The 24,447-nt window shown below is 76.3% G+C and carries 19 protein-coding genes and 1 riboswitch; of the genes, 13 read left to right on the forward strand and 6 right to left on the reverse strand.

The features are described 5' to 3' along the window. Positions 1–56: 56 nt before the first annotated feature. The 3 genes from GY42_RS14180 to GY42_RS14190 are packed head-to-tail and all read right to left on the reverse strand — an operon-like array spanning position 57 to position 5,049. On the reverse strand, positions 57–1,640 hold the full coding sequence (locus GY42_RS14180; protein WP_046529823.1) for a glycoside hydrolase family 43 protein: 1,584 nt from the start codon (positions 1,638–1,640) through the stop codon (positions 57–59). Continuing rightward, positions 1,637–4,006, reverse strand: a complete 2,370-nt coding sequence (locus GY42_RS14185; RefSeq protein ID WP_236686799.1) for a beta-glucosidase family protein — start codon at positions 4,004–4,006, stop codon at positions 1,637–1,639. The genes GY42_RS14180 and GY42_RS14185 overlap by 4 nt, the downstream gene beginning before the upstream one ends. Then, the gene (locus GY42_RS14190; RefSeq protein WP_046529824.1) at positions 4,003–5,049 is read right to left on the reverse strand and encodes a LacI family DNA-binding transcriptional regulator; all 1,047 of its coding nucleotides are present in this window, start codon (positions 5,047–5,049) and stop codon (positions 4,003–4,005) included. Before GY42_RS14190 ends, GY42_RS14185 begins: the two co-directional genes overlap by 4 nt. Positions 5,050–5,239: 190 nt before the next feature. Here GY42_RS14190 and GY42_RS14195 point away from each other — a divergent pair, with 190 nt between their 5' ends. The 5 genes from GY42_RS14195 to GY42_RS14215 all read left to right on the forward strand — a co-directional run bounded on the left by GY42_RS14195 (position 5,240) and on the right by GY42_RS14215 (position 10,213). Further along, positions 5,240–6,229 carry a sugar phosphate isomerase/epimerase family protein gene (locus GY42_RS14195; protein ID WP_046529825.1) on the forward strand — a complete coding sequence of 330 codons (990 nt, stop codon included), beginning with the start codon at positions 5,240–5,242 and terminating at the stop codon, positions 6,227–6,229. Further along, complete coding sequence (locus tag GY42_RS14200; RefSeq protein WP_046529826.1) at positions 6,226–7,116, forward strand: NAD(P)-dependent oxidoreductase; 891 nt, start codon at positions 6,226–6,228, stop codon at positions 7,114–7,116. Before GY42_RS14195 ends, GY42_RS14200 begins: the two co-directional genes overlap by 4 nt. After that, on the forward strand, positions 7,113–8,963 hold the full coding sequence (locus GY42_RS14205; RefSeq protein ID WP_082131754.1) for a dihydroxyacetone kinase family protein: 1,851 nt from the start codon (positions 7,113–7,115) through the stop codon (positions 8,961–8,963). The genes GY42_RS14200 and GY42_RS14205 overlap by 4 nt, the downstream gene beginning before the upstream one ends. Next, positions 8,960–9,454 (forward strand): ribose-5-phosphate isomerase, encoded by a 495-nt coding sequence (locus tag GY42_RS14210; RefSeq protein ID WP_046529827.1) that lies wholly within the window; start codon positions 8,960–8,962, stop codon positions 9,452–9,454. The genes GY42_RS14205 and GY42_RS14210 overlap by 4 nt, the downstream gene beginning before the upstream one ends. Before the next feature lie 346 nt (positions 9,455–9,800). After that, positions 9,801–9,873: riboswitch (guanidine-III (ykkC-III) riboswitch) on the forward strand. 10 nt (positions 9,874–9,883) lie between these two features. Continuing rightward, entirely contained in the window at positions 9,884–10,213 is a 330-nt protein-coding gene (locus GY42_RS14215; RefSeq protein WP_046529828.1) for a DMT family transporter, read from the forward strand. Between the two features lie 163 nt (positions 10,214–10,376). Here GY42_RS14215 and GY42_RS14220 read toward each other — a convergent pair whose 3' ends face one another. Beyond that, positions 10,377–12,275, reverse strand: a complete 1,899-nt coding sequence (locus tag GY42_RS14220) for an ABC transporter ATP-binding protein (RefSeq protein WP_046529829.1) — start codon at positions 12,273–12,275, stop codon at positions 10,377–10,379. A gap of 185 nt (positions 12,276–12,460) precedes the next feature. On the opposite strand from GY42_RS14220, the gene GY42_RS14225 reads away from it, so the two are divergent. The 4 genes from GY42_RS14225 to GY42_RS14240 all read left to right on the forward strand — a co-directional run bounded on the left by GY42_RS14225 (position 12,461) and on the right by GY42_RS14240 (position 15,321). After that, positions 12,461–12,964 (forward strand): MarR family winged helix-turn-helix transcriptional regulator, encoded by a 504-nt coding sequence (locus GY42_RS14225; RefSeq protein ID WP_082131573.1) that lies wholly within the window; start codon positions 12,461–12,463, stop codon positions 12,962–12,964. After that, on the forward strand, positions 12,961–13,944 hold the full coding sequence (gene bla, locus GY42_RS14230) for a class A beta-lactamase (RefSeq protein ID WP_046529830.1): 984 nt from the start codon (positions 12,961–12,963) through the stop codon (positions 13,942–13,944). The genes GY42_RS14225 and bla overlap by 4 nt, the downstream gene beginning before the upstream one ends. Positions 13,945–14,076: 132 nt before the next feature. After that, complete coding sequence (locus GY42_RS14235; RefSeq protein WP_046529831.1) at positions 14,077–14,844, forward strand: alpha/beta hydrolase; 768 nt, start codon at positions 14,077–14,079, stop codon at positions 14,842–14,844. 51 nt (positions 14,845–14,895) lie between these two features. After that, the gene (locus GY42_RS14240) at positions 14,896–15,321 is read left to right on the forward strand and encodes a VOC family protein (RefSeq protein WP_046529832.1); all 426 of its coding nucleotides are present in this window, start codon (positions 14,896–14,898) and stop codon (positions 15,319–15,321) included. A gap of 11 nt (positions 15,322–15,332) precedes the next feature. On the opposite strand, the gene GY42_RS14245 is transcribed toward GY42_RS14240, so the two are convergent. Beyond that, complete coding sequence (locus tag GY42_RS14245; protein ID WP_236686800.1) at positions 15,333–16,085, reverse strand: metal-dependent hydrolase; 753 nt, start codon at positions 16,083–16,085, stop codon at positions 15,333–15,335. A gap of 426 nt (positions 16,086–16,511) precedes the next feature. Between GY42_RS14245 and GY42_RS14250 the strand changes: the two genes are divergently transcribed. From GY42_RS14250 to GY42_RS14265, 4 genes are read left to right on the forward strand one after another with little or no spacing between them, the layout of a single operon-like run. Then, on the forward strand, positions 16,512–17,957 hold the full coding sequence (locus tag GY42_RS14250) for a pyridoxal phosphate-dependent decarboxylase family protein (RefSeq protein ID WP_046529833.1): 1,446 nt from the start codon (positions 16,512–16,514) through the stop codon (positions 17,955–17,957). After that, positions 17,954–19,288, forward strand: a complete 1,335-nt coding sequence (locus GY42_RS14255; RefSeq protein ID WP_046529834.1) for a lysine N(6)-hydroxylase/L-ornithine N(5)-oxygenase family protein — start codon at positions 17,954–17,956, stop codon at positions 19,286–19,288. Before GY42_RS14250 ends, GY42_RS14255 begins: the two co-directional genes overlap by 4 nt. Next, complete coding sequence (locus tag GY42_RS14260) at positions 19,285–19,989, forward strand: GNAT family N-acetyltransferase (RefSeq protein WP_082131574.1); 705 nt, start codon at positions 19,285–19,287, stop codon at positions 19,987–19,989. The genes GY42_RS14255 and GY42_RS14260 overlap by 4 nt, the downstream gene beginning before the upstream one ends. Next, on the forward strand, positions 19,986–21,857 hold the full coding sequence (locus GY42_RS14265) for an IucA/IucC family protein (RefSeq protein WP_082131575.1): 1,872 nt from the start codon (positions 19,986–19,988) through the stop codon (positions 21,855–21,857). Before GY42_RS14260 ends, GY42_RS14265 begins: the two co-directional genes overlap by 4 nt. A 61-nt stretch (positions 21,858–21,918) precedes the next feature. On the opposite strand, the gene GY42_RS14270 is transcribed toward GY42_RS14265, so the two are convergent. Next, positions 21,919–24,183: a (Fe-S)-binding protein gene (locus tag GY42_RS14270; protein ID WP_046529835.1), complete on the reverse strand. Its 2,265-nt coding sequence runs from the start codon at positions 24,181–24,183 to the stop codon at positions 21,919–21,921. Positions 24,184–24,447: the final 264 nt, after the last annotated feature.

Consider the following 24,447-nt stretch of genomic DNA (forward strand, 5'->3'; position numbering starts at 1 on the left):
ACGACGGGCCCGCCCCGGGTGGGGGCGGGCCCGTCGCGGCTCGTCGTCGCGGACGGTCAGTCGAGCGGCTCGTACGTCGCGTGCACGACGTCGGCGACGGCCGTCGTCGCGTGGCCGTCGCTGGTCGCGTAGACGCCCAGGTGGACGCCCGTGAACCCGCCCGCGGTCTGCGTGCTGAGCGCGCGACCGTCGACCGTGCCGACCGTGGTCCACGCGCCGTCGGGCTCGCGGGCCTCGGCCGTGTACGTCAGCCGGTCGGCGGTCACGCGCAGGTCGACGGGGCCGTCGCCGGGCAGCGGCAGCGTGCCGACGGTGGTCCGCTCGTCGCCCTGCGTGAGCACGAGCTCGACGACGCGCGCGTCGCCGCCGTCGCGCAGCGCGAGGACCGCGTGGTGGGTGTCCTTCTGACGGACGGCGAGGCCCGCGCGCTCGTGCGCCGCCAGGCCGGGCGCCTCGAACGTGGCCGTGAACCGCGCGCGGTGGTGCTGCTGGCGCAGGCCGAGGAACGCGGGCGTCGTCGGCTCGTCGAGCGTCGCCGGGCGCAGCGCGAGGCGCAGCGCACCCGGGCGGGACGTCGTGTCGGCCGGGTCGTCGCCCGTGCGCAGCCGGTTCCAGCGCGGTGACAGCCCACCGGTCGTCGGGTCGGCGAACGTCTCGGTGAACGGCTCGTCCGCGGCGGGGCGCACGACCTCGCCGTCGGGCACGGCGGGGTGCTCGACCAGCGGGGTCACGTGCCCGACGCCCGGTGCGAGCACGGGCCAGCCGTCCTCCCAGCGTGCGGGCACGACGAACGTCTCGCGGCCCAGCAGGTGGTGCCCGTCGACCGGGCGGGTGCCGAGCGCGAACGCCCACCACGCGCCGTCGGGGCCCTCGACGAGCTCGGCGTGCCCGACGCACTGCACGGGGTGGTCGCGACCCAGGTGCCGGTGCGTGAGCACCGGGTTGGCGCGGTTGCCCGCGTACGGGCCGGTCACGTGGTCGGCGCGCGCGACCGTCACGGCGTGGTGCACGTCGGTGCCGCCCTCGGCGATGACGAGCAGGTAGCGCCCGTCGACCTTGTACAGGTGCGGGCCCTCTGCCCAGACCGCGGCGTGCAGCGCGCCGTGCCACAGCACGTGCTCGGGGCCGACCAGCTGCCGCGTGCGCACGTCGAACCGGCGCAGCCAGATGTCCGTGGTCTGCGGGTCCTCGGGGTGCGGGTCGTGCGTGGGCCGCGCGCCGAGGTACCAGGCGGACCCGTCGTCGTCGAAGAACAGCGACGGGTCGATGCCCTCGGCGTCCTCGAGCCACGTGACGTCGCTCCACGGTCCGGCGGGGTGCTCGGCGCTCATGACGAAGTTGCCCGCGCCCCGGTGCCCGTCGACGAGCGTGCAGGTCATCCAGAACGTGCCGTCGTGGTGCCGCAGCGTCGGCGCGTACAGCCCGCCCGACGGCCGGACGCCGTCCATGTCGAGCTGCGAGCGCCGGTCGATCGCGTGGCCGACGTGCTCCCAGCGCGCGAGGTCCGTGCTGTGGTGCACCGGCAGGCCCGGGAAGTACTCGAACGTCGAGGTCACGAGCCAGTAGTCGTCGCCGACGCGGCACACGGTCGGGTCCGGGTGGAAGCCCGGAAGGACGGGGTTGCTGACGGCGCCGCTCATGCCAGGGCCGCCACGGTCGTCGTGGGGCGCAGCGCACGGTCGCGGCCGGGGTGGCGGCGCGGGCCCGTGAGCTCGACGCCCCCGGTGAGCACGTCGCCCTCGCTCGAGCCGCCGACCTGCACGCCGATCGCGCCGGGATCGACGACGCGTCGCAGGTCGACGCCCGTGTAGGACGTCAGGTCGGCGGGGACGGTGAAGGTCACGCGGCGGGACTCCCTCGGTGCGAGCGGGACACGGACGTACCCCGCGAGCTGCTTGACCGGGCGCGCGACGTCGGCGACCGGGTCGGACAGGTACAGCTGGACGACCTCGGTGCCGGGGCGCTCGCCCGTGCACGTCAGCGTCACGGACACGTCGAACGTGCCGTCGGTGGGCGCGGTCGGCGTGACCTCGAGGTCGGAGTACGTGAACGTCGTGTACGACAGCCCGTGGCCGAACGGGTAGGCGGGCGTCGGGTCGAGGTTGCTGATGCGGTCCAGGCGCCGCGTGAGCGCGGGGCCCAGGTACGTCTGCGGGCCGCTGCCGGGGTCGCGCGGCACCTGCACGGGCAGCTTGCCGCTGGGCGTCACGCGCCCCGACAGCACGCCCGCGACCGCCCCCGCGCCCTCCTCGCCGGGCATGAACGCCTGCACGACCGCCGCCGTGCGGTCGGCGTACGCACCGAGCGCGTACGGGCGTCCCGAGACGACGACGAGCACGACCGGCGTGCCCGTGGCGAGCACGGCCTCGACGAGCTCGTGCTGCACGCCCGGCAGCCGCAGGTCGGGCGCGTCGCAGCCCTCGCCCGACGTGCCGCGCCCGAACATGCCGGCGCGGTCGCCGACGGTCAGCACGCACACGTCCGCGTCGGCCGCGGCGCGCACGGCCTTGTCGAACCCCGACCGGTCGTCGCCGACCACGGCGCAGCCCGGCTCGTGCACGACGTCGTCGCCCGCGAGCTCGGTGCGCAGCGCGTCGAGCAGCGACGGCACCTCGACGCCCAGGCCCAGCTCGGGGTGCCGCGGCAGCACGTGGATGGGGTACGAGTAGCAGCCCAGCAGCACGCCCGGGTCGGCCGCCGACGGGCCGACGACGGCGACGCGCCGCGGCGCACGGTCGGCGGTGGTGCGCAGCGGCAGGACGCCGTCGGGGTTGGCCAGCAGCACGACCGACTCCTCGGCCAGGCGCCGGGCCAGGTCGCGGTTGGCGGGGCTGTCGAGGTCGATCGGCGCGTCGTCGGGGGCGCCGCCGGGCGGCGTGCCGTCGGGCGCGGGTGCGTCGAGCAGGCCCAGCTCGGCCTTCTGCCGCAGCACGCGCCGCACCGCGCGGTCCACGAGGTGCTCGTCGAGCCGGCCGTCGCGCACGAGCGGTGCGAGCTCGCCGAAGCACATCGTGTTGGGCAGCTCGACGTCGAGGCCCGCGCGCAGCGAGCGCGCGCCCGCGTCGGCGGCGTCGGCCGCGATCCCGTGCGCGGTGACGAGGAACGCGACCGCCCAGTAGTCCGAGACGACCGTGCCCTCGAAGCCCCACGCGCCGCGCAGAAGGTCGGTGAGCAGCGAGCGCGACGCCGCGACGGGCTCGCCGTCGAGGTCGGTGTACGAGTTCATGACCGACCGCGCGCCGCCCTCGCGCACCGCCATCTCGAACGGCGGCAGCAGCACGTCGGCGAGCTCGCGCGGGCCGATCGACACGGGCGCGTGGTTGCGTCCGGCGCGCGACGACGAGTACCCGACGAAGTGCTTGAGCGTCGCGACGACGCCCTGCTCCTCGAGCCCGCGGACGTACGCGGTCGCGATGGTGCCGACGGTGTACGGGTCCTCGCCGACGGTCTCCTCGACGCGACCCCAGCGGTGGTCGCGCACGACGTCGAGCACCGGGCCGAGGCCCTGGTGCACGCCCAGGCGTCGCAGGTCCCGGCCGATGGCCGTGCCGACCTCGTGCACGAGGTCCGGGTCGAACGACGCGCCCCACGCGAGCGGCGCCGGGTACACGGTCGCGCCGTACGACGTGACGCCCGTGAGGCACTCCTCGTGAGCGATCGCCGGCAGCCCCAGACGGTGGTGCCCGGCGAGCTCGCGCTGCGTCCGCGCGAGCTTGTCCCGCCCCTCGTCGGCGGGGACGGGCTCGGTGCCCAGCACGCGCGTGAGGTGACCCAGCCCGTGCCGCGCGGCGGTCGGGAAGTCGGGCCGGCGCGCACCGAACGTGTCCTGCATCGGTGCGACGACCTCACCCGCGCCGCGCCGGTCGAACCAGTACGAGCCGAGCTGCGCGAGGCGCTCCTCGAGGCTCATCGACGCCAGCAGCAGCTCGACGCGGTCGGCGACCGGCAGGCGCGGGTCCTGCCAGGGGCGCTCCGTGCGGGGGGACGTGGTGGCGGTGGTGCTCACCGGGCTCCTTCCGGTCCGGCCGACGGCTGCGGCGGCGGTGCGGTCGAGTCGCGGACCACGAGCGACGTGGCCAGCTCGATGTGGTGCGAGTCGGGCAGGCGGCCCTCGTCCATGCCGAGGACCGTGCGCAGCGCGACGCGCCCGATGTCCTGCAGCGGCTGGTGCACGCAGGTCAGCGGCGGGTTGGTCCACGCCGCGACGTACGTGTCGTCGTACCCCACGACCGACAGGTCGCGCGGCACGACGAGCCCGAGGCGGCGCGCGGCCTCGAGCACCCCGAGCGCCTGCGCGTCGCTGCACGCGAGGACCGCGGTGGGCGGGTCGGGCAGGCGCAGGATCGCGTCGGCGGCGTCGCGCGCGGCGTCGTGGTCGAACGCGACGTGCCGCACGAGCGCGGGGTCGGGCGTGACGCCCGCGCGCTGGCACGCCGAGCGAAACCCGTCGACGCGCGCGACCGCGCCGATCGACGCCTCGGGGCCGCCGATCACGGCGATGCGTCGGTGGCCGAGCGCGAGCAGGTGCTCGGTCGCGGTGCGGCCGCCGGTCCAGTTGGTCGACCCGACGGAGACGAGCTCGGGCGTCGTGAGGTGCAGCGGGTCGATGACGACGACAGGCAGCCGGGCGCGCGCGATCGCGTCGTACGTGGTGTCGGTGACCTGCGCGGTCACGACGATCGCCCCCGTGCGGCGGGCCGCGACGAGGCGGCGGGTCCAGCTCGACGGCGGCTCGTCGCCGCCGCGGCGCACGCGCGAGACGGTGACGTCGACGTCGGCCTCCTCGGCCGCGAGCGTGACGCCGCGCAGCACCTCCATGGCGTACGGGCTGCCCAGCTTGTCGACGAGGAACTCGACCGTGCGGCGGCCGTCGCCGCGGCGGGCGCCGGGGGCGCGGTACCCGAGCTCGGCGGCGGCGGCCTCGACGCGCTCGCGGGTCGCGGCGGCGACGTCGGTGTGCCGGTTGATGACCTTGGAGGCCGTCGCGATGGACACGCCGGCGCGCTCGGCGACGGCCGTGAGCGTGGGCCGTCCTGCGGGTCGTGGCATCGGTGCCTCCTGGGTCGTCGGGCCGACGCTAGCGGGATCGCGTCGAAAACATCAAGTAGTTCAGAAGGGCTTTCAGGAGGTGGTCGGCCGTTCGCCACCAGCCGTTGACAGCGTCGACGCCGAAAACTAGCGTCCCCATTGCAGCATTGTGCACGAAAAGTTTTCGATGACGAGAACCGGAGGCTCGACGATGAGTTCGACCGCACGCCCTCGGGGCGCGGACGGCACCACCCGCCCCACGAGCGAGCGGTGGCCGATCGCCGCCGCGATGCTCAACTTCCCCGGGTCGCAGGACGCGCCCGCGGACACGTGGGTCGACCACCTCGCCGAGGTCGCCTACGAGGGCTTCACCGAGGTCGACCTCACCGACTCCTGGGTGCAGCCGGGCGACCTGACGCCCGCCCGGATCGAGGAGCTGCGCGGCGCGCTCGCCGCCACCGGCCTCGACCCCGTCGCGCTGTCCGCGATCCGCCGGTCCGTCATCGACCCCGTCACGGGCGACGACAACCTCGCCTACTCGCACCGCACGATCGACGCCGCCGCGGCCCTCGGTGTCAAGGTCGTGAGCGTCGGCCTGCACCGCCCGCTGCTGCCGCAGCAGCGCCAGGCGTTCTGGTTCTGGACCGAGGAGGGCCCGCACGACGACACCGACGCCGACACGTGGGCGCGCGCCGTGCAGCGCCTGCGCGAGCTCGGGACGCACGCACGCGAGGTCGGGCTTGAGCTGTCGCTCGAGATGTACGAGGACACGCTGCTCGGCACCGCCGAGTCCGCCGTGCGGCTCGTGCACGACATCGACCACGAGGCCGTCGGCCTCAACCCCGACCTCGGCAACCTCATCCGCCTGCACCGGCCCATCGAGGACTTCCAGGCCGCCGTCGCCGCGTGCCTGCCTGTGTCGAACTACTGGCACGTCAAGAGCTACTTCCGCGACGAGGACCGCCACACCGGCACGGTCGTCGCGCTGCCCGCGCCCATGGAGATGGGCTCGGTGAGCTACCGCACCGCGCTGCGCACCGCGATCGACGCCGGGTTCACCGGTCCGCTGTGCGTCGAGCACTACGGCGGCGACGGCCTGTCCGTCGCGGCGCGCAACATGCGCTACCTGCGGCGCATGCTCGCGGTCGCCACGGGCGAGGCCCGCGAGCAGGTCCTGCGCACGGCGGGGGCGGGCCGATGAGCGCGCGCGTCGCCGTCCTCGGGCTCGGCGCCATGGGGCTGCCCATGGCCACGACGCTCGCGCGGACCTTCACCACCGTCGGGTACGACGTGGCCCCGGAGCGCGTGACGCTCGCCGTCGAGGCCGGCGCCACCGCCGCCGCGAGCGTCGCCGAGGCGTGCGCCGGCACCGACGTCGTCGTCGTCGGCGTGCGGGACGGCGCACAGCTCGACGCGCTCGTGCTCGGCGCCGGCGGGGTCGCCGACTCGCTCGCCGCCGGTGCCGTGGTCGTCGTGACCTCGACCGTCGGCGAGGCCGCCGTGCGGTCCGTCGCCGACGCGCTCGCGGCCCGCGGCATCCACACCGTCGACGCGCCCGTCTCGGGCGGGCCCGTGCGCGCCGGGCAGGGCGACCTGCTCATCATGGTCGGCGCCGACGACGCCGCGCTGGCCGCCGCGCAGGGCGTGCTCGACGCGCTCGCGTCGTCGCTCACGGTCGTCGGCGGCCTCGGCGCCGGGCAGCAGCTCAAGACCGTCAACCAGCTGCTGTGCGGCATCCACACCGCCGCCGCGTCCGAGGCGCTCGCGCTCGCGCACCGCCTGGGCCTCGACCTCGACGCGTGCATCGAGGTGCTGTCGCAGGGCGCCGCCGCGTCGTTCATGCTCGCCGACCGCGGGCCCCGCATCGCGGCCCAGCTGCGCGGCGAGGAGCCGCCGCTGCGCTCGCGGCTCGACGTCATCGGCAAGGACATGGGCATCGTCGGCGACCTGACGCGCAGCCTCAAGGTCGCGACGCCCGTCGCCGCGGCCGCCGAGCAGCTGTACCGCACGGTTGCCGCCGCGGGCCTCGAGGCCGCCGACGACTCGGTCGTCGCGACGCTCCTCGCCCGCCGGGAGGACACGTGGTGAGCCCGCTCGCCGACGACCCGGCCCGGTTCGTCGAGGACGCGCTCGAGGGGTTCGTCGACCTGTACCGCGACCAGGTGCGGCTCGTGCCCGGCGGCGTCGTGCGCGCCGTGCCCGCGCCGCGCTCGCAGGTCGCGGTCGTGGTCGGCGGCGGGTCGGGGCACTACCCGGCGTTCTGCGGGGTCGTCGGGCCCGGCCTCGCGCACGGCGCCGTGGTCGGCAACGTGTTCACGTCGCCGTCGACGGCCGACGCGGTGTCGGTCGGGGCCGCGGCCGCGGGCGACGCGGGCGTGCTCATGATCACCGGCAACTACGCGGGCGACGTCATGAACTTCACGCTCGCGCGCGACGAGCTGCGGCGCCGCGGCGTCGACGCGCACTTCCTCGTCGTCACCGACGACGTCGCGAGCGCACCGGCCGACGAGGTCGACAAGCGGCGCGGCATCGCGGGCGACCTCGTGGTCTTCAAGGCGGCCGGCGCGGCCGCCGCGGAGGGTGCGAGCCTCGACGAGGTCGTCGCCGCGGCCGAGCATGCCAACGCCCGGACCCGCACGCTCGGCGTCGCGTTCGACGGGTGCACGCTGCCCGGCGCGGACGCGCCGCTGTTCACCGTGCCCGACGGCGTGTTCGGGCTCGGCGTCGGCATCCACGGCGAGCCGGGGATCGGCGAGGTGCCCGCGTGCACCGCGTCCGAGCTGGCCGGCCTGCTCGTGGACCGCCTGCTTCAGGAGCGTCCCGAGGGCGCCGGGCCGCGGGTCGCGGTGCTGCTCAACGGCCTGGGGCGCACCAAGTACGAGGAGCTGTTCGTGCTGTGGCGCGCCGTGCGTGCGCGGCTCGACGCCGCCGGGCTGGAGGTCGTGCAGCCGGACGTCGGCGAGCTCGTGACCAGCCTCGACATGGCCGGTTGCTCGCTCACGCTCGTGTGGCTCGACGAGGACCTCGAGCGCTGGTGGACCGCGCCCGCGCAGACGCCCGCGTACCGCAAGGGCGCGCTGCCGGCCGCGTCCGACGCCGCCGGCGCCGGTGACGCCGGGCGCGACGCCGCGGTCGACGACGCGTGGCCGACGGCGCCCTCCGTCGACGACGCCGGTCCGCGGGTCGTCGACGACGCGGACGCCGCCGAGGCCGCCGTCGTCGTCGCCGCGCTGCACCGCGTCGCCGCTGTGCTGGGCGACCTGGAGACCCGGCTCGGCCGGCTCGACGCGGTCGCCGGGGACGGCGACCACGGGCGCGGCATGCTGCGCGGCTCGCGTGCCGCCGCCGACGCCGCGGACGCCGCGGCGCAGGCCGGGCACGGCGCCGTCGCGTGCCTGCAGGACGCCGGGCACGCGTGGGCCGACCGCGCGGGCGGCACGTCGGGCGTGCTGTGGGGCGCGGGCCTCGCGGCCGCAGCCGATGCGCTCGCGGCGCGTCCCGTCGGCGACACGACGGCACGGGTCGCCACGGCCGTGCGGGCCGGGGTCGACGCGGTCGCGACGCTCGGCAAGGCACGCCCGGGGGACAAGACGATGCTCGACTCGGGCGAGCCGCTCGCGGCCGCGTTCGAGGCCGCCGCGGCGGCGGGAGACGCGCTCGACGCCGCGTGGACGGATGCGCTCGCCGCCGGACGGACCGCGGCGGCGGCGACAGCCGACCTGCGCCCGCAGGTCGGGCGCGCGCGTCCGCTGGCCGAGCGCAGCCTCGGCACGCCCGACCCGGGCGCGGTCTCGCTCGTCGCGGTGCTCGCCGCGGCAGCGGGCCGGGACCCGCACGAGGGGGTCGCGGCCGACGTGCTGCCGGCGGCCCCGGCGCACGACGACGAAGCCGGTGCGACCGGCGGGACCGACACCCACGAGGGGGAGCAGCGATGAGCGTGGCGAGGATCGTGGTCGGCGCCGACGAGGCGGGGCTGGCGTACAAGGACGTCCTGGCGGACCTGCTGCGCGCGGACCCGCGCGTCGAGGTCGTCGAGGACGTCGGCGTGCACGCGGACGACGACGGCACGGCCTACCCGCACGTGGCCGTGGCCGCCGCGCGGCGCGTCGCCGAGGGTGCCGCGGACCGCGCGCTGCTGGTGTGCGGCACGGGCCTGGGCATGGCGATCGCGGCCAACAAGGTCGCGGGCGTGCGGGCCGTGACGGCGCACGACGCGTTCTCGGTCGAGCGGTCGGTGCTGTCGAACGACGCGCAGGTGCTGTGCCTGGGCCAGCGCGTCATCGGCGTCGAGCTCGCCAAGATGCTGGTGCGGCAGTGGCTCGACCTCGAGTTCGACCCGTCGTCGGCGTCGGCCGCGAAGGTCGACGCGATCCGCGGGTACGAGACCGGCGGGACCGACGGCGGGGAGGCCGCCGGCTCCTGCTGACCCGCCCGGGCCCGGTGGTCCGCCGCCCCGGGCCCGGGCGCCGTGCTCGATCGCCGAGTGCGGTACTCCGCCGTCGAGTGCGGTACGTACGAGTACCGCACTCGGCGGCGTTCTGCCGCGCTCGGCACCGCGCTGCTCCGTGCAGCACCCGACGGACAAGGTGCGCCGCTCGACGACCAGCCGCACCCGGTGCGCCGTGCTCGATCGCCGAGTGCGGTACTCCGCCGTCGAGTGCGGTACGTACGAGTGCCGCGCTCGGCGGCGTTCTGCCGCGCTCGGCGGGAGGGCTCGGTGGTGAGGTGGCCCACCACGGCGGCACACCCGTGCCGGTGCGTGCGAGCATGGCGACGGGTCCGCCACGGGTGGCGGACCCCCGGACGAGCGGCGCCGTACCCGGAGAGCGACAAGACGGCAGCCACGGGAGCACCCATGTCCGCCACGTCCTTCGCCTGGCTCGTCCTCGTCGTGTCCGGCGTCCTGGAGGCCGTCTGGGCCTCGGCGCTCGGCCGCGCGGAGGGGTTCACGCGCCTCGGCCCGTCGGTGCTGTTCTTCGTCGCGCTGGCCGCGTCGATGGCCGGTCTCGCGTTCGCGATGCGCACGCTGCCGACCGGCACGTCCTACGCCGTCTGGGTCGGCATCGGCGCGACCCTCACCGTCACGTGGGCGATGCTCACGGGCGCCGAGCCGGCGAGCCTGGTCAAGGTGCTGCTGATCCTCGGGATCGTCGGCTGCGTCATCGGGCTCAAGCTCGTCCACTGACGCCCACTGACGCCACCGGCGACCCCGTGATCGGTCGCTCGGTGGGTGCTCGGGCCGCGACGGATGACGGGGTCGGCGACCGGGCGGGCAGCGGCCACGAGGGGCCGCGAGCAGCGCCGGGAGCGAGTGCGCGCGCCGCCGGCACGTCCGCGTGCGTCGGGCGTCAGACGGCCGCGGTCGCCGCCGGCGCGAACTGCGTGCGGTACAGGTCGTCGTAGAGCCCGTCGCGGGCGAGCAGCTCGGTGTGCGTGCCGTGCTCGACGACCCTGCCCGCGTCGACGACGACGATGAGGTCGGCCTGCCGGACGGTCGACAGGCGGTGCGCTATGACGAGCGACGTCCGCCCGACGAGCGCCTGGTCGAGCGCGGCCTGCACGGCGGCCTCGGACTCCGAGTCGAGGTGCGCGGTGGCCTCGTCGAGCACGACGACGTCGGGGGCCTTGAGCAGGAGCCGCGCGATCGCGAGCCGCTGCCGCTCGCCGCCGGACAGCCGGTAGCCGCGGTCGCCGACGACCGTCTCGAGGCCGTCGGGCAGGGACGCGACGAGCTCCCACACGTGGGCGCCGCGCAGCGCGTTCTCGAGGTCGTCGTCGGTCGCGTCGGGGCGCGCGAAGCGCAGGTTGCCCGCGATGGTGTCGTGGAAGAGGTGCGCCTCCTGGCTGACGACGCCCACGGTGTCGCGCAGCGACGCGGCGGTGACGTCGCGCAGGTCCTGCCCGGCGATGCGCACGGCGCCGCGCGTGGGGTCGTACATGCGTGTGACGAGCTGCGAGACGGTCGTCTTGCCGGCGCCGGACGGCCCGACGAGCGCGACCATGGACCCGGCGGGCACGTGGAACGCGACGTCGTGCAGCGTGTCGCCCGTCAGGTCCGGGCGCAGGGCGGCGACGGACTCGAGGGAGGCCAGCGAGACCTCGTCGGCCGACGGGTAGCGGAAGCCGACGTGGTCGAGCTCGAGGTCGGCGCCGCGGGCCGCGACGGCCGCACGCAGGTCCGACGCGTCGGGCTTCTCGGCGACGGTCGGCTCGAGGTCGAGGACCTCGAGGACGCGCTCGAACGACACGAGCGCGGTCATGACGTCGACCTGGACGTTCGACATCGCGGTGAGCGGCCCGTAGAGCCGCCCGAGGTAGGCGGCGAGCGCGACGACGACGCCGACGGTGAGCTGCCCGCGGATCGCGAGGACGCCGCCGAGCCCGTAGACGACGGCGGTCGCGACGGCCGCGACGGTGGTGAGCCCGACGCGGAACCACGTCGAGTACAGGGCCCGCTTGACGCCGATGTCGCGCACGCGCGCGGTCTGCTCGGCGTACGCGGCGGACTCGCGCGCGGGGTCGCCGAAGACCTTGACGAGGTGCGCGCCGGCGACGTTGAAGCGTTCGGTCATGGTCTGCGACGCGTCGGCGTTGAGCTCGTAGGACTCGCGCGTGATCGCGGCGATGCGGCGCCCGAACCAGCGGGCGGGCAGCACGAACACGGGCAGCAGGACGAGCGAGAGCAGCGTGAGCTGCCACGACATCGACAGCATCGCGGCGAGCACGAAGACGACGGTGAGCGAGTTGCTGACGACGTTGGACAGCGTGGACGTGAACGCCTGCTGGGCGCCGAGCACGTCGCCGTTGAGGCGCTGCACGAGCGCGCCGGTGCGGGCGCGGCTGAAGAACGCGAGCGGCATGCGCTGCACGTGGTCGAACACGGCCGTGCGCAGGTCGTGGATGAGGCCTTCGCCGATGCGCGCGGACACCCACCGCTCGCCGACGCCGAGCGCGGCGGACACCACGGCCAGCAGCGCGACGGCGACGGCGATCCCGACGACGACGCCGGTGTCGCCCGCGGTGATGCCGTCGTCGATGAGGCGCTGGAACAGCCAGGGGGTGAGCGCACCGGCGGCGGCGCCGAGCGCGATGAGGACGAGGAAGACCGCGAGCCGGGCGCGGTAGGGGCGCCCGAAGGCGAGGATGCGGCGCAGCGTGCCGGGCGCGAGGCGCTGCCGGGCGACGCCGCGGTCGCGGCTGAAGCCGCGCAGCCCGGGTGGGCCGGGGACGGGTCCGGGGTGGGTCACGGGACCTCCTGGGGGTGGAGGGGAGCGGGGGCGAGCCCGCAAGATGCTGAGGTTACCTCACCAATAAGCGCGCGGCCCGGCGCGGTATTCCGCGACCCTGACCGGCGCCGACGCCCGTGGACGTCCACGGCCCGCGTCGCACGGCCGGGCGGGGGCGGTCCGGGCCGCCCCGGTAGCCTCGGCGCGTGCGACCCCACGAGCACCCCGACGCCCCCGGGCGCCCGCCCCACGGTCGCGGCGCGTGCGATCCCGGCCGCGACCCCGCGCACCCGGTCGCGCCCTCGGAGGAGCTGCTCGACCTGCTGCACGACGTGCTGCGCAACGCGCGCCGGGACGCGTCCGAGCGTCTGGGCGACGCGATCACGCCCGGGCAGCTGCGCCTGCTGCGCACGCTCGACCGCATGGGCCGCCCGCGTCGCCTCGGCGAGCTCGCCGAGGCCCTCGACGTCGCACCCCGCTCGGTGACGTCGAAGGTCGACCAGGCCGCGGCCGACGGCTGGGTGCGCCGCGTGCCCGACCCCGACGACCGGCGCGCGACCCTCGTCGAGCTGACCGCCGCCGGGCGGGAACGCCTCGACGCCGTCGCGAGCAGCCGCGAGGCGGGGGTGCGCGCGCGCCTCGACGCGCTCGACGACGACGAGCAGCAGACCCTGCTGCGGCTGCTGCGGCGCGTGGCGGGTCGCGCGTGAGCGCCGGGGTCACGCGGCGCGCGCTGCTCGCCGCCGGCGGTGCCGTCCTGCTCGCGGCGTGCGCGCCGCGGGGTGAGCGCCCGACGGCGGGGGAGACCGGGTCGGCGCCCGCGCCTCCGACGACGACCGGGCCGTCCACCGCCCCGTCCGTCACCCCGCCGGAGGTCGACGTCGCGGCTGCGCTCGCGGACGTCGAGGCCCGCCACGGCGTGCGCCTCGGCGTCCACGCGCTCGACACGGTGACGGGCGCGACCGCGAGCCACCGCGCCGACGAGCGGTTCGCGTTCTGCTCGACCGTGAAGCCGCTCGCGGCGGCGGCCGTGCTGGCGGCCCGTGGAGTCGCCGGCGTGGACGAGCGCGTCCCCGTCGAGGCGGACGACCTCGTGACCTACTCGCCCGTCGCGGAGCAGCGCGTGGGCGTCGGCATGACGTGGCGCGAGCTGGTCGGCGCGGCCCTGCGGTTCAGCGACAACACCGCGGGCAACCTGCTGCTGGCGGGGGCGGGCGGCCCCGCCGCGCTCACCGCGTGGTTGCGGGGCCTGGGTGACGACGTGACGCGCAGCGACCGCACCGAGCCCGAGCTCAACGCGTACGCCCCGGGCGACGACCGGGACACCAGCACGCCGCGCGCGCTCGCGGGCACGTACCGCGCGCTCGTGGTGGGCGACGTGCTCGGCGGCCCGGAGCGCGACCTGCTCACGGACGCGATGCTGCGCAGCACGACCGGCGACGCGCTCGTGCGGGCGGCCGCCCGGCCCGGGTGGGAGGTCGCCGACAAGTCCGGGGCGGGCGCGTACGCGACCCGCAACGACGTGGCCGTGGTGTGGACGGGCTCGCGGGGGACGCCCGCCGGGGCGCCGGTCGTCCTCGCCGTGCTGAGCGACCGCGCCGACCCCGCCGCGGAGCGTGCGGACGCGCCGGTCGCGCAGGCGGCGCGCGTGGTGCTGGACGCGCTCGTGGGGCGGCGTCCCGTGGCCTGACGCGGTGCCTGCCCGGCGTGTCCGCGCCCCGGCCGGCCGCGGCGCCGGTGTCGTGGTCCGGACGGCCCGTGCGCGGACGCCCGCCACGGCTATGTTGGCCGTGACGACCCACCACCCGACCGGAGGCCCGCGATGGCGCTGCTCACGTGTCACTTCTTCTCCGAGGCCCTGCAGGAGAGCACGGCGATGACCGTGCTGCTCCCCGAGTCGGCGCACGGCCAGATCGGCATGGCCGGCTCGGACCGCAGCGGCCCGCCGCCCGTGCTGTACCTGCTGCACGGGCTGTCGGACGACGAGACGATCTGGACCCGGCGCACGTCGATCGAGCGGTACGTCGCCGAGCGTGGCATCGCCGTGGTCATGCCGCGCGCGGGCCGCTCGTTCTACGCCGACGAGGTGCACGGGCAGGCGTTCTGGACGTTCCTGTCGCGTGAGCTGCCCGCGGCCGTGCAGCACTTCTTCCGGGTGTCGGACCGGCGCGAGGACACGTTCGTGGCCGGGTTGTCGATGGGCGGGTACGGCGCGCTGAAGTGGGCGCTGCGCGAGCCGCACCGGTTCGCCGCGGCCGCGAGCCTGTCGGGTGCGCTGTCGGTGACCGACGCCGCGCAGCGCGAGATGCTCCGGACGCTCATCCCGCAGGTGTGGGGCGAGAACGACCCCGAGGGCACCGACGACGACCTGCTGACGCTCCTCGACCGCGCCGACCCCGCGACGCTCCCCGCGCTGTACGCGGTGTGCGGCGCCGACGACCCGCTGCGCCCCGGGCAGGAGGCGTTCGTGGCGCGCGCCCGCGAGCGCGGCGTCCCGGTGGACGCGCACGTGCATCCCGGCGTGCACGAGTGGGGGTTCTGGGACCGGCACGTGCAGGACGTGCTGGACTGGCTGCCGATCAGGGGCTGACGAGGCGGGTCCCGCGCTGCGCTCGCTGCGCGTGCGTGCGACGCTCGCCAAATGGCCGACGACGCCCGGACCCAGCCCGTGCTCCGCGCCACGTCCGTGACGATCGGCGTCCCGGACGTGCGCGCGGCCGCCGCGTTCTGGTCGCGGCTGCTGGGTCACCGTGTGACGGCCGACGAGCCGCCGGGCCCGCACGACCCGCCGGGTGCCGGGTGGGCCCAGGTGGCACCGCCGCCGGGTGCGTCGGGGCTCACGATCAACCTCGAGCACGAGGTGCGGTACCGCGTGCCGGTGTGGCCCGCGCGGGACGGTGAGCAGGTCGCGACGCAGCACCTGGACCTGCACGTCCCCGACGGCGACCTCGACGCGGCGGTCGCGTGGGCGCTCGCGTGCGGCGCCCGCCTGGCCGACCACCAGCCGCAGGTCGACGTGCGGGTGCTGCTCGCGCCGGACGGCCACCCGTTCTGCCTGTTCGTCTGAACCCGCGCGGGTCAGCCCGTGACCGGTTGCTGCAGCACGACGGCGCCGACGGCGGCCGTCGTGCCGAGGGCGGTGGTCGCGGCCTCGACGACGCGTGCGAGCACGGCGTCGGCGTCGTACCCGAGCGACGTGAGCGTGCCGGCCGCGAGCGCGACGACCACGCCGTAGGTCGCGTACGCGGTGAGCGGCACCGCGACGAGGCGCTCGCGCCGCGACCCGGTGGTGCCCAGCAGGGGGACCGCGAAGTTGCCGCCGCGGGTCCACACGTCGCGCAGCCCGGGCGTGCGCGTCCACCACCGCGGTGGGCGTGGCTCCCACGGCCAGAGCAGCGGCACGCCACCACCGGTGAGCATGTCGCCCAGCACGTGCACGGCGGCGCCGGTCCCGACGGCGACGGGCAGCCAGTCCCACCCCGTCGGCGCGACGACCGTGACGAACCCCGCGAGGGCGACGGCCAGGGCCCACGCCTGCAGGCGCCCGCGCCCCAGCCCGAGCGCGCGCGTCGCGAACGCGACGAGCAGCAGCGACATCACGCCCGCGCCCACGGCGAGGTCGCCCAGCGCGGATGTCGTCGCCGTGACCTTCCCGGCCGCCCACGCGACGCCGACGAGCGCCGCGACGCCCAGCGCCGAGTGCGTGCCGTTGCGGTGCCCGCCCGAGACCGCGCCGACGGCGTCGCACACCCACTGCGACACGGGCGGCAGCGAGTGGGCGATGGTCGCGTCGTGGTGGTCGGCGTCGGGGCGAGCGCGGCGCCGGCGCACACCAGCGCGCCGGCGACGACCCCGAGCGGGCCGACGGGGTACCAGCCGAGCGTCAGGGGTGCGGTCGACGCGACGGCGACCCACGCGGCCGCCCCGCACAGCGCGTGGTGGGCGCCCTTCACCGGGCGCCGGGGACGTGCCGGCCGTCGGCGAGGGCTGCGACCTGCGGGGACGGGGTGGTGCGGGGCAACGGGACCTCCGGTCGGGTGACGCGGGCGGCGCCCACCTCACCCGTCCGGGCGACGCGCGTCAAGTGCCCGGTGCGTCCCGCACGGCGCGTCGTCGGGGCTCCGGGAGAGGCGCCCGGTCGGTGAGCCGGCCGGGAGGGTTGGCCGGTTCGCCCGGATCGCGTACGTTAGGTCCGCCTAAGTGAGGTGAACCTCACTTCTGGACGTCCGTCCGGCGTCCACCGCAGGGGGAGACCACGTGACCGAGCTGCTCCACGCCGCCACCGCCGACGACTACGTCGCGACCATGAGGGCCACCGTCGACGCGGTCGCGCACCGCTTCCGCACCACCACCCGACCGTTCTCCGGCGCGAGCCTCGAGCACCTCCAGGAGCTCGTCGACGCGGTCGACCTCGACGGCCCCGGCCAGGGCACCGCCGCGGCCGTGCGCGAGGTCGACGAGCTCGTCGTCCGGCACGCCGTCTGGTACCACGACCCCGCGTACCTCGCGCACCTCAACTGCCCGGTCGCGCTGCCCGCGGTCGCGGCCGAGGCCGTGCTGGCCGCGGTCAACACGAGCGTCGACACCTACGACCAGTCGGGGATCGGCACGCTCGTCGAGCGCAGGCTCGTCGCGTGGACCGCGGGACGGCTCGGGTTCCCCGCCGGCGGCGGGGTGTTCACCTCGGGCGGCACGCAGTCCAACCTGCAGGGCGTGCTGCTCGCCCGGGAGCACGCGCGCGCAGGCGTCCCGGGCCTGCGGGCCGAGGACCTCGTCGTCCTCGCGACGGCGTCGAGCCACTTCTCGGTCCAGACGGCCGCGCGCCTCGTCGGCCTCGCGCCCGACGCCGTGCGCCTGGTCCCCACCGACGAGGACGGGCGCATGCGCACCGACGCCCTGGCCATCGCGCTGCGGCACGTCGAGCGCGACGGACGTCACGCGATGGCGGTCGTCGCGACGGCCGGCACCACCGACCGCGGGTGCGTCGACCCCCTCGCGGCGATCGCCGACGTGTGCGACGCGCACGACGTCTGGCTGCACGTCGACGCGGCCTACGGGTGCGGCCTGCTCGTCAGCCCGACGCGCCGCCACCTGCTCGACGGCGTCGAGCGCGCGCGGTCGGTGACCGTCGACTTCCACAAGGCGTTCTTCCAGCCGGTGTCGTCGTCGGCGTTCGTCGTGCGGCACGCGGCCGACCTGCGGCTGCTCGCGCACCACCACGACTACCTCAACCCCGAGGACGCCGACGAGCCGAACCAGGTCGACGTGTCGCTGCAGACCACGCGCCGCTTCGACGCCCTCAAGCTCTGGACGACCCTGCGCGCGCTCGGCCCCGACCGGCTCGGCGAGCTGTGGGACGCGACGATCGACCTCGCCGTCGGCGTGCACGCGCTGCTCGCGGACGACCCCGACCTGCGGCTGCTCGCGCGCACCGACCTGTCGACCGTCCTGTTCCGGTACCAGCCCGACGGTCTCGACGACGCGCGCGCCGACGCCCTGGTCGCGCCCGTGCGCCGGGCCCTGCTCGCGTCAGGACGCGCGGTCGTCGCCCGCACCGTGCTCGACGGCCGCCCGTGCCTCAAGCTCACGCTGCTCGACCCGACGACCGCGCTCGCGGACGTCCGGCACGTGCTCGAGCTCGTGCGGCGGACCGCCGCCGACACGCTCGCCGACGCCCAGCCGCTGGCGGAGGTGACGCCGTGACGCCGCGCGTGCACGACGTCGTCGGCGTCGGGATCGGCCCGTTCAACCTGGGCCTGGCGGCGCTCGCGGCCCCGCTGGACCTCGACACCGTCTTCCTCGACCGGGCGCCGGAGTTCCGCTGGCACCCCGGGATGATGCTCGAGGGCGCGACCATCCAGGTCCCGTTCCTCGCGGACCTCGTGACGATGGCCGACCCCACCAGCCCGTACTCGTTCCTCGCGTGGCTCAAGGCGACCGGTCGCCTCTACGCGTTCTACATCCGCGAGAGCTTCTACCCGCTGCGCAGCGAGTACGACGCGTACTGCCGGTGGGTCGCGCAGCAGCTCCCGTCGCTGCGCTGGGGCCGCACGGTCACGGCGGTCGAGGTCGACCCGCTCGACGACGACCTCTACGCCGTGCACGCGCGCACGGCCGACGGCGTCGAGTCGTACCGCACGCGGCACGTCGTGCTCGGCGTCGGCACGCGGCCCGTCGTGCCGCCCGCGCTGCGGGGGCTGGCCGGCCCGGTCGTCCACAGCGCCGACTACCTGCCGCACCGCGACGCCCTGCGCCGCGCGCCGTCCGTCACGGTGGTCGGCTCGGGGCAGTCGGCGGCGGAGATCTACCGCGACCTGCTCGAGGGTCTCGACGTCGACCGCGGCCGGCTGGACTGGGTGACGCGCTCGCCGCGGTTCTTCCCGATGGAGTACACCAAGCTCACGCTCGAGATGACGTCGCCCGAGTACACCGACCACTTCCACGCGCTGCCCATGGAGCTGCGGGACCGGCTCGCGCGCGAGCAGCGCCACCTCTACAAGGGCATCAGCGCGGACCTCGTCGACGACGTCTACGACACCCTGTACCGCCGCAGCGCGACCGGTCCGGTGCCGACGACGCTGCTGACCGACACCGAGGTGACGGGCGCCGTCTGGGACGTCGCCGCGCAGGAGTACACGCTGCGGCTGCGCCACGCGCAGACGGGCGCCGAGCACGAGCGCACCACCGCCGCGCTCGTCCTGGCCACGGGGTACGCGGCACCGGCGCCCGACGTGCTGCTCGGCATCGACGACCGTCTCGACCGGGACGCCCGCGGACGTCTGGCCGTCGCGCGCGACTACTCGGTCGACGGCGGGCGCGGGCGCGTGTTCGTGCAGAACGGCGAGGAGCACACGCACGGCCTCACCGCCCCCGACCTGGGGTTCGGTGCGTGGCGGTCCTCGACGATCCTCGCCGCGGTCTGCGGGCGGGAGGTCTACCCGCGCGAACGGCGCATCGCGTTCCAGGACTTCGGGGTGCCGGACGGTGCGCACCCGTCGCCCGCGGGCACGGTCGACGCGGGGGTGCCGGCGTGACCGGTGGACGTGGCACGGCGCCCGTGACGCCAGGGGACGTCGAGCCGTGGCGGTCGCTGGGCCCCGTGCGGCTCGCGCGCGTCGTGCCCGAGCGCGACGCGCCCGTGCTGCACGCGTGGCTCACGCACCCCGCGTCGTGGGCCTGGCAGATGGGCCACCTGGGCGTCGGCGAGGTGCTGGCGTACGAGCGCGGGATCGAGCGGTCGCCGCACGAGCAGGCGTGGCTCGGCCGCGTCGCCGGCAGCGCCACGTTCGTCGTCGAGACGTACGACCCCGCGCACGTGCTGCTCACCGACGTGCACGACGCGCGCCCCGGCGACCTCGGCATGCACCTGCTCGTCGCACCGCCGACCGGCCCGCGCGTCAGCGGCCTGACCGACGCCGTCATGGCCGCGACGCTGCGCTTCTGCTTCGGGGCGCTGCGCGCCGCGCGGGTCGTCGTCGAGCCCGACGTCCGCAACACCGCGATCGCCGCCAAGAACGCCGCCGCGGGCTTCCGCGTGCTGCGCGAGGTCGACCTGCCCGGCAAGCGCGCCGCGCTGTCGGTCTGCACGCGCGCCGACTTCGGCGCGAGCCGCCTGGGGGCGGAGCCGCTGCCGGTCACCCGGCGCGGACCGAGGACCACCGCACCCGCCGTCACCACGGCGCCCGCCGTCACCACCGCACCCGCCGTCACCACCGCGACCGAGGACCACCGATGACCGCTGCCGCCCCCGCCCCCGTCGTCCGCCGGCCCGTGCCCGGCGCCGGTCCGTGCCCCGCGCCGCGCGACCTGCCGCCCGGCCCGCACCCCGCCGACCACCTGACGCCGGAGCACCTCGCCGCCGCGCAGCGCCACCTGGTCACCAAGGCGCTCGCGGAGTTCGCCCACGAGCGGCTGCTGGCGCCGTCGCGGGACCGCGCCGCCGGTCCGGACCGGTACGTCGTCGCGCTCGACGCACCCACGGGCCCGGTCGCCTACCGGTTCCGGGCGCGCCGCCTCGCGCTCGAGCACTGGGCCGTCGACGCGGCGAGCGTGGTGCGCGAGCGCGACGGGGTGCCCGCGGACCTCGACGTCCTCGAGCTCGTGCTCGAGCTCCAGCCGCTGCTGCGCATCCCCGACGCGATGCTCGCGCTCTACCTCGAGGAGCTGTCGGCGACGCTCGCGGCGGCCGCCTACAGGCGGCACCGGCCGGGGCCGCCGGTCGCCGCGCTGCTGCACGCCGACCTCGCGACCGTCGAGGCCGCGATGACCGAGGGGCACCCGGGGTTCGTGGCCAACAGCGGTCGCATCGGGTACGGCGTGGGCGAGCACGACGCGTACGCGCCCGAGGCCGCGCGCGACGTGCGCGTCGTCTGGTTGGCCGCGCGCCGCGACCGCACGCACCTCGCGCTCGGCGCCGGCCTGGACGAGGACGCGCTGTACGCGCGCGAGCTGGGCGCCGACGCGCTCGCGGGGTTCGCGGCGCACCTGCGCGGGCTCGGCCTGGACCCGGCGCGCTACCGCTACCTGCCCGTGCACCCGTGGCAGTGGGAGCACAAGGTCGCGGTGACCTTCGCGCCGGACGTCGCGCGACGCGACCTCGTGCTGCTCGGCGAGTCCGCCGACCTGTACCGGCCGCAGCAGTCCATCCGGACGTTCCTCAACGTGTCGCGCCCCGAGCGGGACTACGTGAAGACCGCCGTCGCGATCCAGAACATGGGGTTCCTGCGCGGGCTCAGCCCCGCGTACATGCGCGTCACGCCCGCGATCAACGACTGGGTCGCCGACCTCGTGCACGGCGACCCCGAGCTCGTCGCGTGCGGCGTGCGGGTGCTGCGCGAGCACGCGTCGATCGGCTACACGGGCGACGTCTACCACCGCACGCCGCAGCCCAGCGCGCACCGCAAGATGCTCGCGGCGCTGTGGCGCGAGTCGCCCGTGCCGCTGCTGCGCGACGGGCAGCGCGCCGCGACGATGGCCGCGCTGCTGCACCGCGACGCCCACGGCGACGCGTACGCGACCGCCGCCGTCCGGGCGTCGGGCCTCGACCCCGTCGACTGGCTCGCCGCCTACCTGGGGGTCTACCTGCGGCCGCTCGTGCACTGCGTCCGCGCGCACGCGCTGGCGTTCATGCCGCACGGCGAGAACGTCATCCTCGTGCTCGAGGGGCACGTGCCCGTGGGGGCGTTCCTCAAGGACATCGGGGAGGAGGTCGCGGTCATGGACGAGCGCCCGCTGCCGCCCGACGTGGAGCGCGCGCGTGCCCTGGTCGACCCGTCCGAGCGCGCCGACGCGATCCTCGTCGACGTGCTCGACGGCGTGCTGCGGCACCTCGCGGCCGTGCTCGTCACCGACGGCGTGCTGACCGAGGAGGACTTCTGGGGAGCCGTCGCGCGCTGCCTCGACGCGCACGCGGCCGACCACCCCGACCTGCCGGCCGACGTCGACGTGCGGGTCGCGCGGTTCCGGCACTCGTGCCTCAACCGCCTCCAGCTGCGCGACCCGCTGCAGATGGTCGACCTGGCGGACCAGGCCTCGTCGTTCGTCTACGCGGGCACGCTCGCGAACCCCGTGGCGCGCGACGGCGCGCTCGTGGCGGCCGGCTGACGCGGTGGGCGAGGGCCGGGCGACGCGCGGGCCGCGCCCCGACGAGCGCGGAGTCCGCCGCTCAGCCGCGGTCGAGCCGGTCGAGCAGCAGCACCGCGATGTCCGCGACCTCGGGCACGCCCACCTGCGGGCGCGCGGCGGCGGCGGCGTCCGGCCCGGCGGGCGCGCGCGTCCCCGTGCTCGCGGCGCCGTCCGCCGCGGCGGGGGCCGACGCGTCGCCGGCCGCGCGCGCGTGCGCCGCGACGCCGTCGCCCAGCATGACCGTGCAGAACGGGCACGCGGTCGCGATGGTCGACGCACCGGTCGCGACGGCCTCGGCGGCGCGGACCGTGCCGATGCGCTCGCCGATCGTCTCCTCCATCCACATGCGCGCGCCGCCCGCGCCGCAGCAGAACGACGTCTCGCGGTTGCGCGGCATCTCGGCGACCTCGACGCCCGCGGCGGCGAGCAGCTCGCGCGGCGGCGCGTACACCTGGTTGTGCCGGCCCAGGTAGCAGGGGTCGTGGTAGGTCACGGTCGCGCCGTCGGCGTCCTCGCCGACCCCGGGCGCGAACCGCAGGCGGCCCTCGCCGACCAGGCGGTCGAGCAGCTGCGTGTGGTGCACGACCTCGAACCGGCCGCCCATCGCGGGGTACTCGCGCGACAGCGTGTTGAAGCAGTGCGCGCACGTCACGACGACGCGCGTCGCGCCCGCCTCGGTGAGCGTCTCGACGTTCTGCGCCGCGAGCATCTGGTAGAGCGCCTCGTTGCCCGCGCGCCGGGCCGGGTCGCCCGTGCACGTCTCGCCGTCGCCCAGCACCGCGAACGTCGTGCCCGCGGCGTGCAGCAGCTCCGCGACCGCGCGCGTGGTGCGCTTGGCGCGGTCCTCGAACGCGCCCGCGCAGCCCACCCAGAACAACCAGTCGACCTCGGCGGCGGACTCGACGTCCACGCCGACGACCGGCACCTCGAACTCCAGGCCCTTGGCCCAGTCGAGGCGCTGCCGCGCGGGCAGCCCCCACGGGTTGCCGCGGCGCTCCAGCTTGGTGAACGTGCCGCCCAGCTCGGCGGGGAACGCCGACTCCATGAGGGTCTGGTAGCGGCGGATGTCCACGATCGTGTCGACGTGCTCGATGTCGACCGGGCACTGCTGCACGCACGCGCCGCACGTGGTGCACGCCCACAGCGCGTCGGCGTCGACCACGCCCGAGCCGACCAGGTCGACCCCCAGGTGCGGGTCGGCCTGCGCCTCGTCCGACGCGCCCGCCGCGCGCGCGGCCCGCACGTACGGCGCCGTCGCGGCGGCGTGGTCGCGCAGCGCGAGCGTCAGCAGCTTGGGGCTCAGCGGCTTGCCGGTCGCCCACGCGGGGCACTGGTCCTGGCAGCGGCCGCACTCGGTGCACGTCGCGACGTCGAGCAGGCCCTTCCACGGCAGGTCCTCGACCGCGCCGACGCCCAGGCGGGCGTCCTCGGGCAGGTCCTCGACGGCCGTGAGGTCGAGCGGCTCGCCCGCGGCGTCGCGCAGCGGCACGAGCGGGCCGAGCGCGGGCGCGCCGTCGGGCTCGCGCCGCGCGTACACGTTGACCACGGCGAGGAACCGGTGCCACGCGACGCCCATCGTGGGCAGCAGACCGACGACCACGAACCACGCCATCGACACGAGGATCTTCACGAGCGCGACGACGACGACCGCCGTCTCGAGCGTCGCGGGGGCCGCACCGGTCCACGCGCCGCCGAGCCACGCGGTGAGCGGGAAGTGCGCCGCGGTCGCCCACGCCGCGCCGTCCTGCACGCCGAGCGCGTACTCGAGCGAGCGCAGCACCAGCACCGCCACGACGACCAGCAGCACCGTCGCCTCGACGACGTACGCCCACACCTGGTTGGACCCGAAGAACCGCGACCGGCGCTGCTCGCCCTCGCTCTGCGACGCGCGCGGCCGCGTGCGCTGCCGCACCACGACGAGCGCGCCGATGCCGAGCAGCCCGAGCCACGCGAACGCCTCGACCGCCCACTCCAGCGGGTACCAGTGCCCCACCAGCGGCAGCCCGTAGCGCGGGTCGACGAGCTGCCCGTACCCCGTGAGCAGCGTGATCACGAGCACGGGGAACGACACCATGACGACCCAGTGCGCGACGCGCACGACCGGGCGGTGCTGGAACCGGCCGTGGCCCAGCACCTCGCGCGCGAGCGTCGCGAGCCGCGGCCCGACGGGCGCCCACCGCCCCGGCAGCGGCCGCCCGGTCCGCACCGTGCGGACGATCACGACCGCCCCGCGCACGAACGCCGCGACGCCGACGACCGTCGCCACCGCCGCCAGCACCACCGCGACCACCCGCACCCCGCTCACGGGCGTCAACCTATCCGGCCGGGTCGCCGCGGTCCCGGGCCGTCCGCCCCGCGCCGGGCGTCGCCGCGCGACCGCGTCGTCCGCCCGTCCGACCCGGGCTGCGGCCACGGGGGTGACGGACGGCGCCCACGGCGGCGTCCCGGATGCCGGACGGTCGCGGCGGGCGTCCTGCGCATCTCGGGCGGTGCGCGGGCCGATCGACGTGACACCCCTCACGTCGCGGGGCCTCACCCCGGGCCCCGAACTCATCCGTTGGTAGGATTT

The organism is Cellulomonas sp. FA1, from assembly GCF_000986825.1.
GTDB classification, from domain to species: Bacteria; Actinomycetota; Actinomycetes; order Actinomycetales; family Cellulomonadaceae; genus Cellulomonas; species Cellulomonas iranensis.

What these genes read in the sequence shown, in the direction of transcription:
- GY42_RS14180 (WP_046529823.1), bottom strand. Translation starts at nt 1,640, where the DNA reads ATGAGCGGCGCCGTCAGCAACCCCGTCCTTCCGGGCTTCCACCCGGAC.
- GY42_RS14190 (WP_046529824.1), bottom strand. Translation starts at nt 5,049, where the DNA reads ATGCCACGACCCGCAGGACGGCCCACGCTCACGGCCGTCGCCGAGCGC.
- GY42_RS14195 (WP_046529825.1), top strand. Translation starts at nt 5,240, where the DNA reads ATGAGTTCGACCGCACGCCCTCGGGGCGCGGACGGCACCACCCGCCCC.
- GY42_RS14200 (WP_046529826.1), top strand. Translation starts at nt 6,226, where the DNA reads ATGAGCGCGCGCGTCGCCGTCCTCGGGCTCGGCGCCATGGGGCTGCCC.
- GY42_RS14210 (WP_046529827.1), top strand. Translation starts at nt 8,960, where the DNA reads ATGAGCGTGGCGAGGATCGTGGTCGGCGCCGACGAGGCGGGGCTGGCG.
- GY42_RS14215 (WP_046529828.1), top strand. Translation starts at nt 9,884, where the DNA reads ATGTCCGCCACGTCCTTCGCCTGGCTCGTCCTCGTCGTGTCCGGCGTC.
- GY42_RS14235 (WP_046529831.1), top strand. Translation starts at nt 14,077, where the DNA reads ATGGCGCTGCTCACGTGTCACTTCTTCTCCGAGGCCCTGCAGGAGAGC.
- GY42_RS14240 (WP_046529832.1), top strand. Translation starts at nt 14,896, where the DNA reads ATGGCCGACGACGCCCGGACCCAGCCCGTGCTCCGCGCCACGTCCGTG.
- GY42_RS14265 (WP_082131575.1), top strand. Translation starts at nt 19,986, where the DNA reads ATGACCGCTGCCGCCCCCGCCCCCGTCGTCCGCCGGCCCGTGCCCGGC.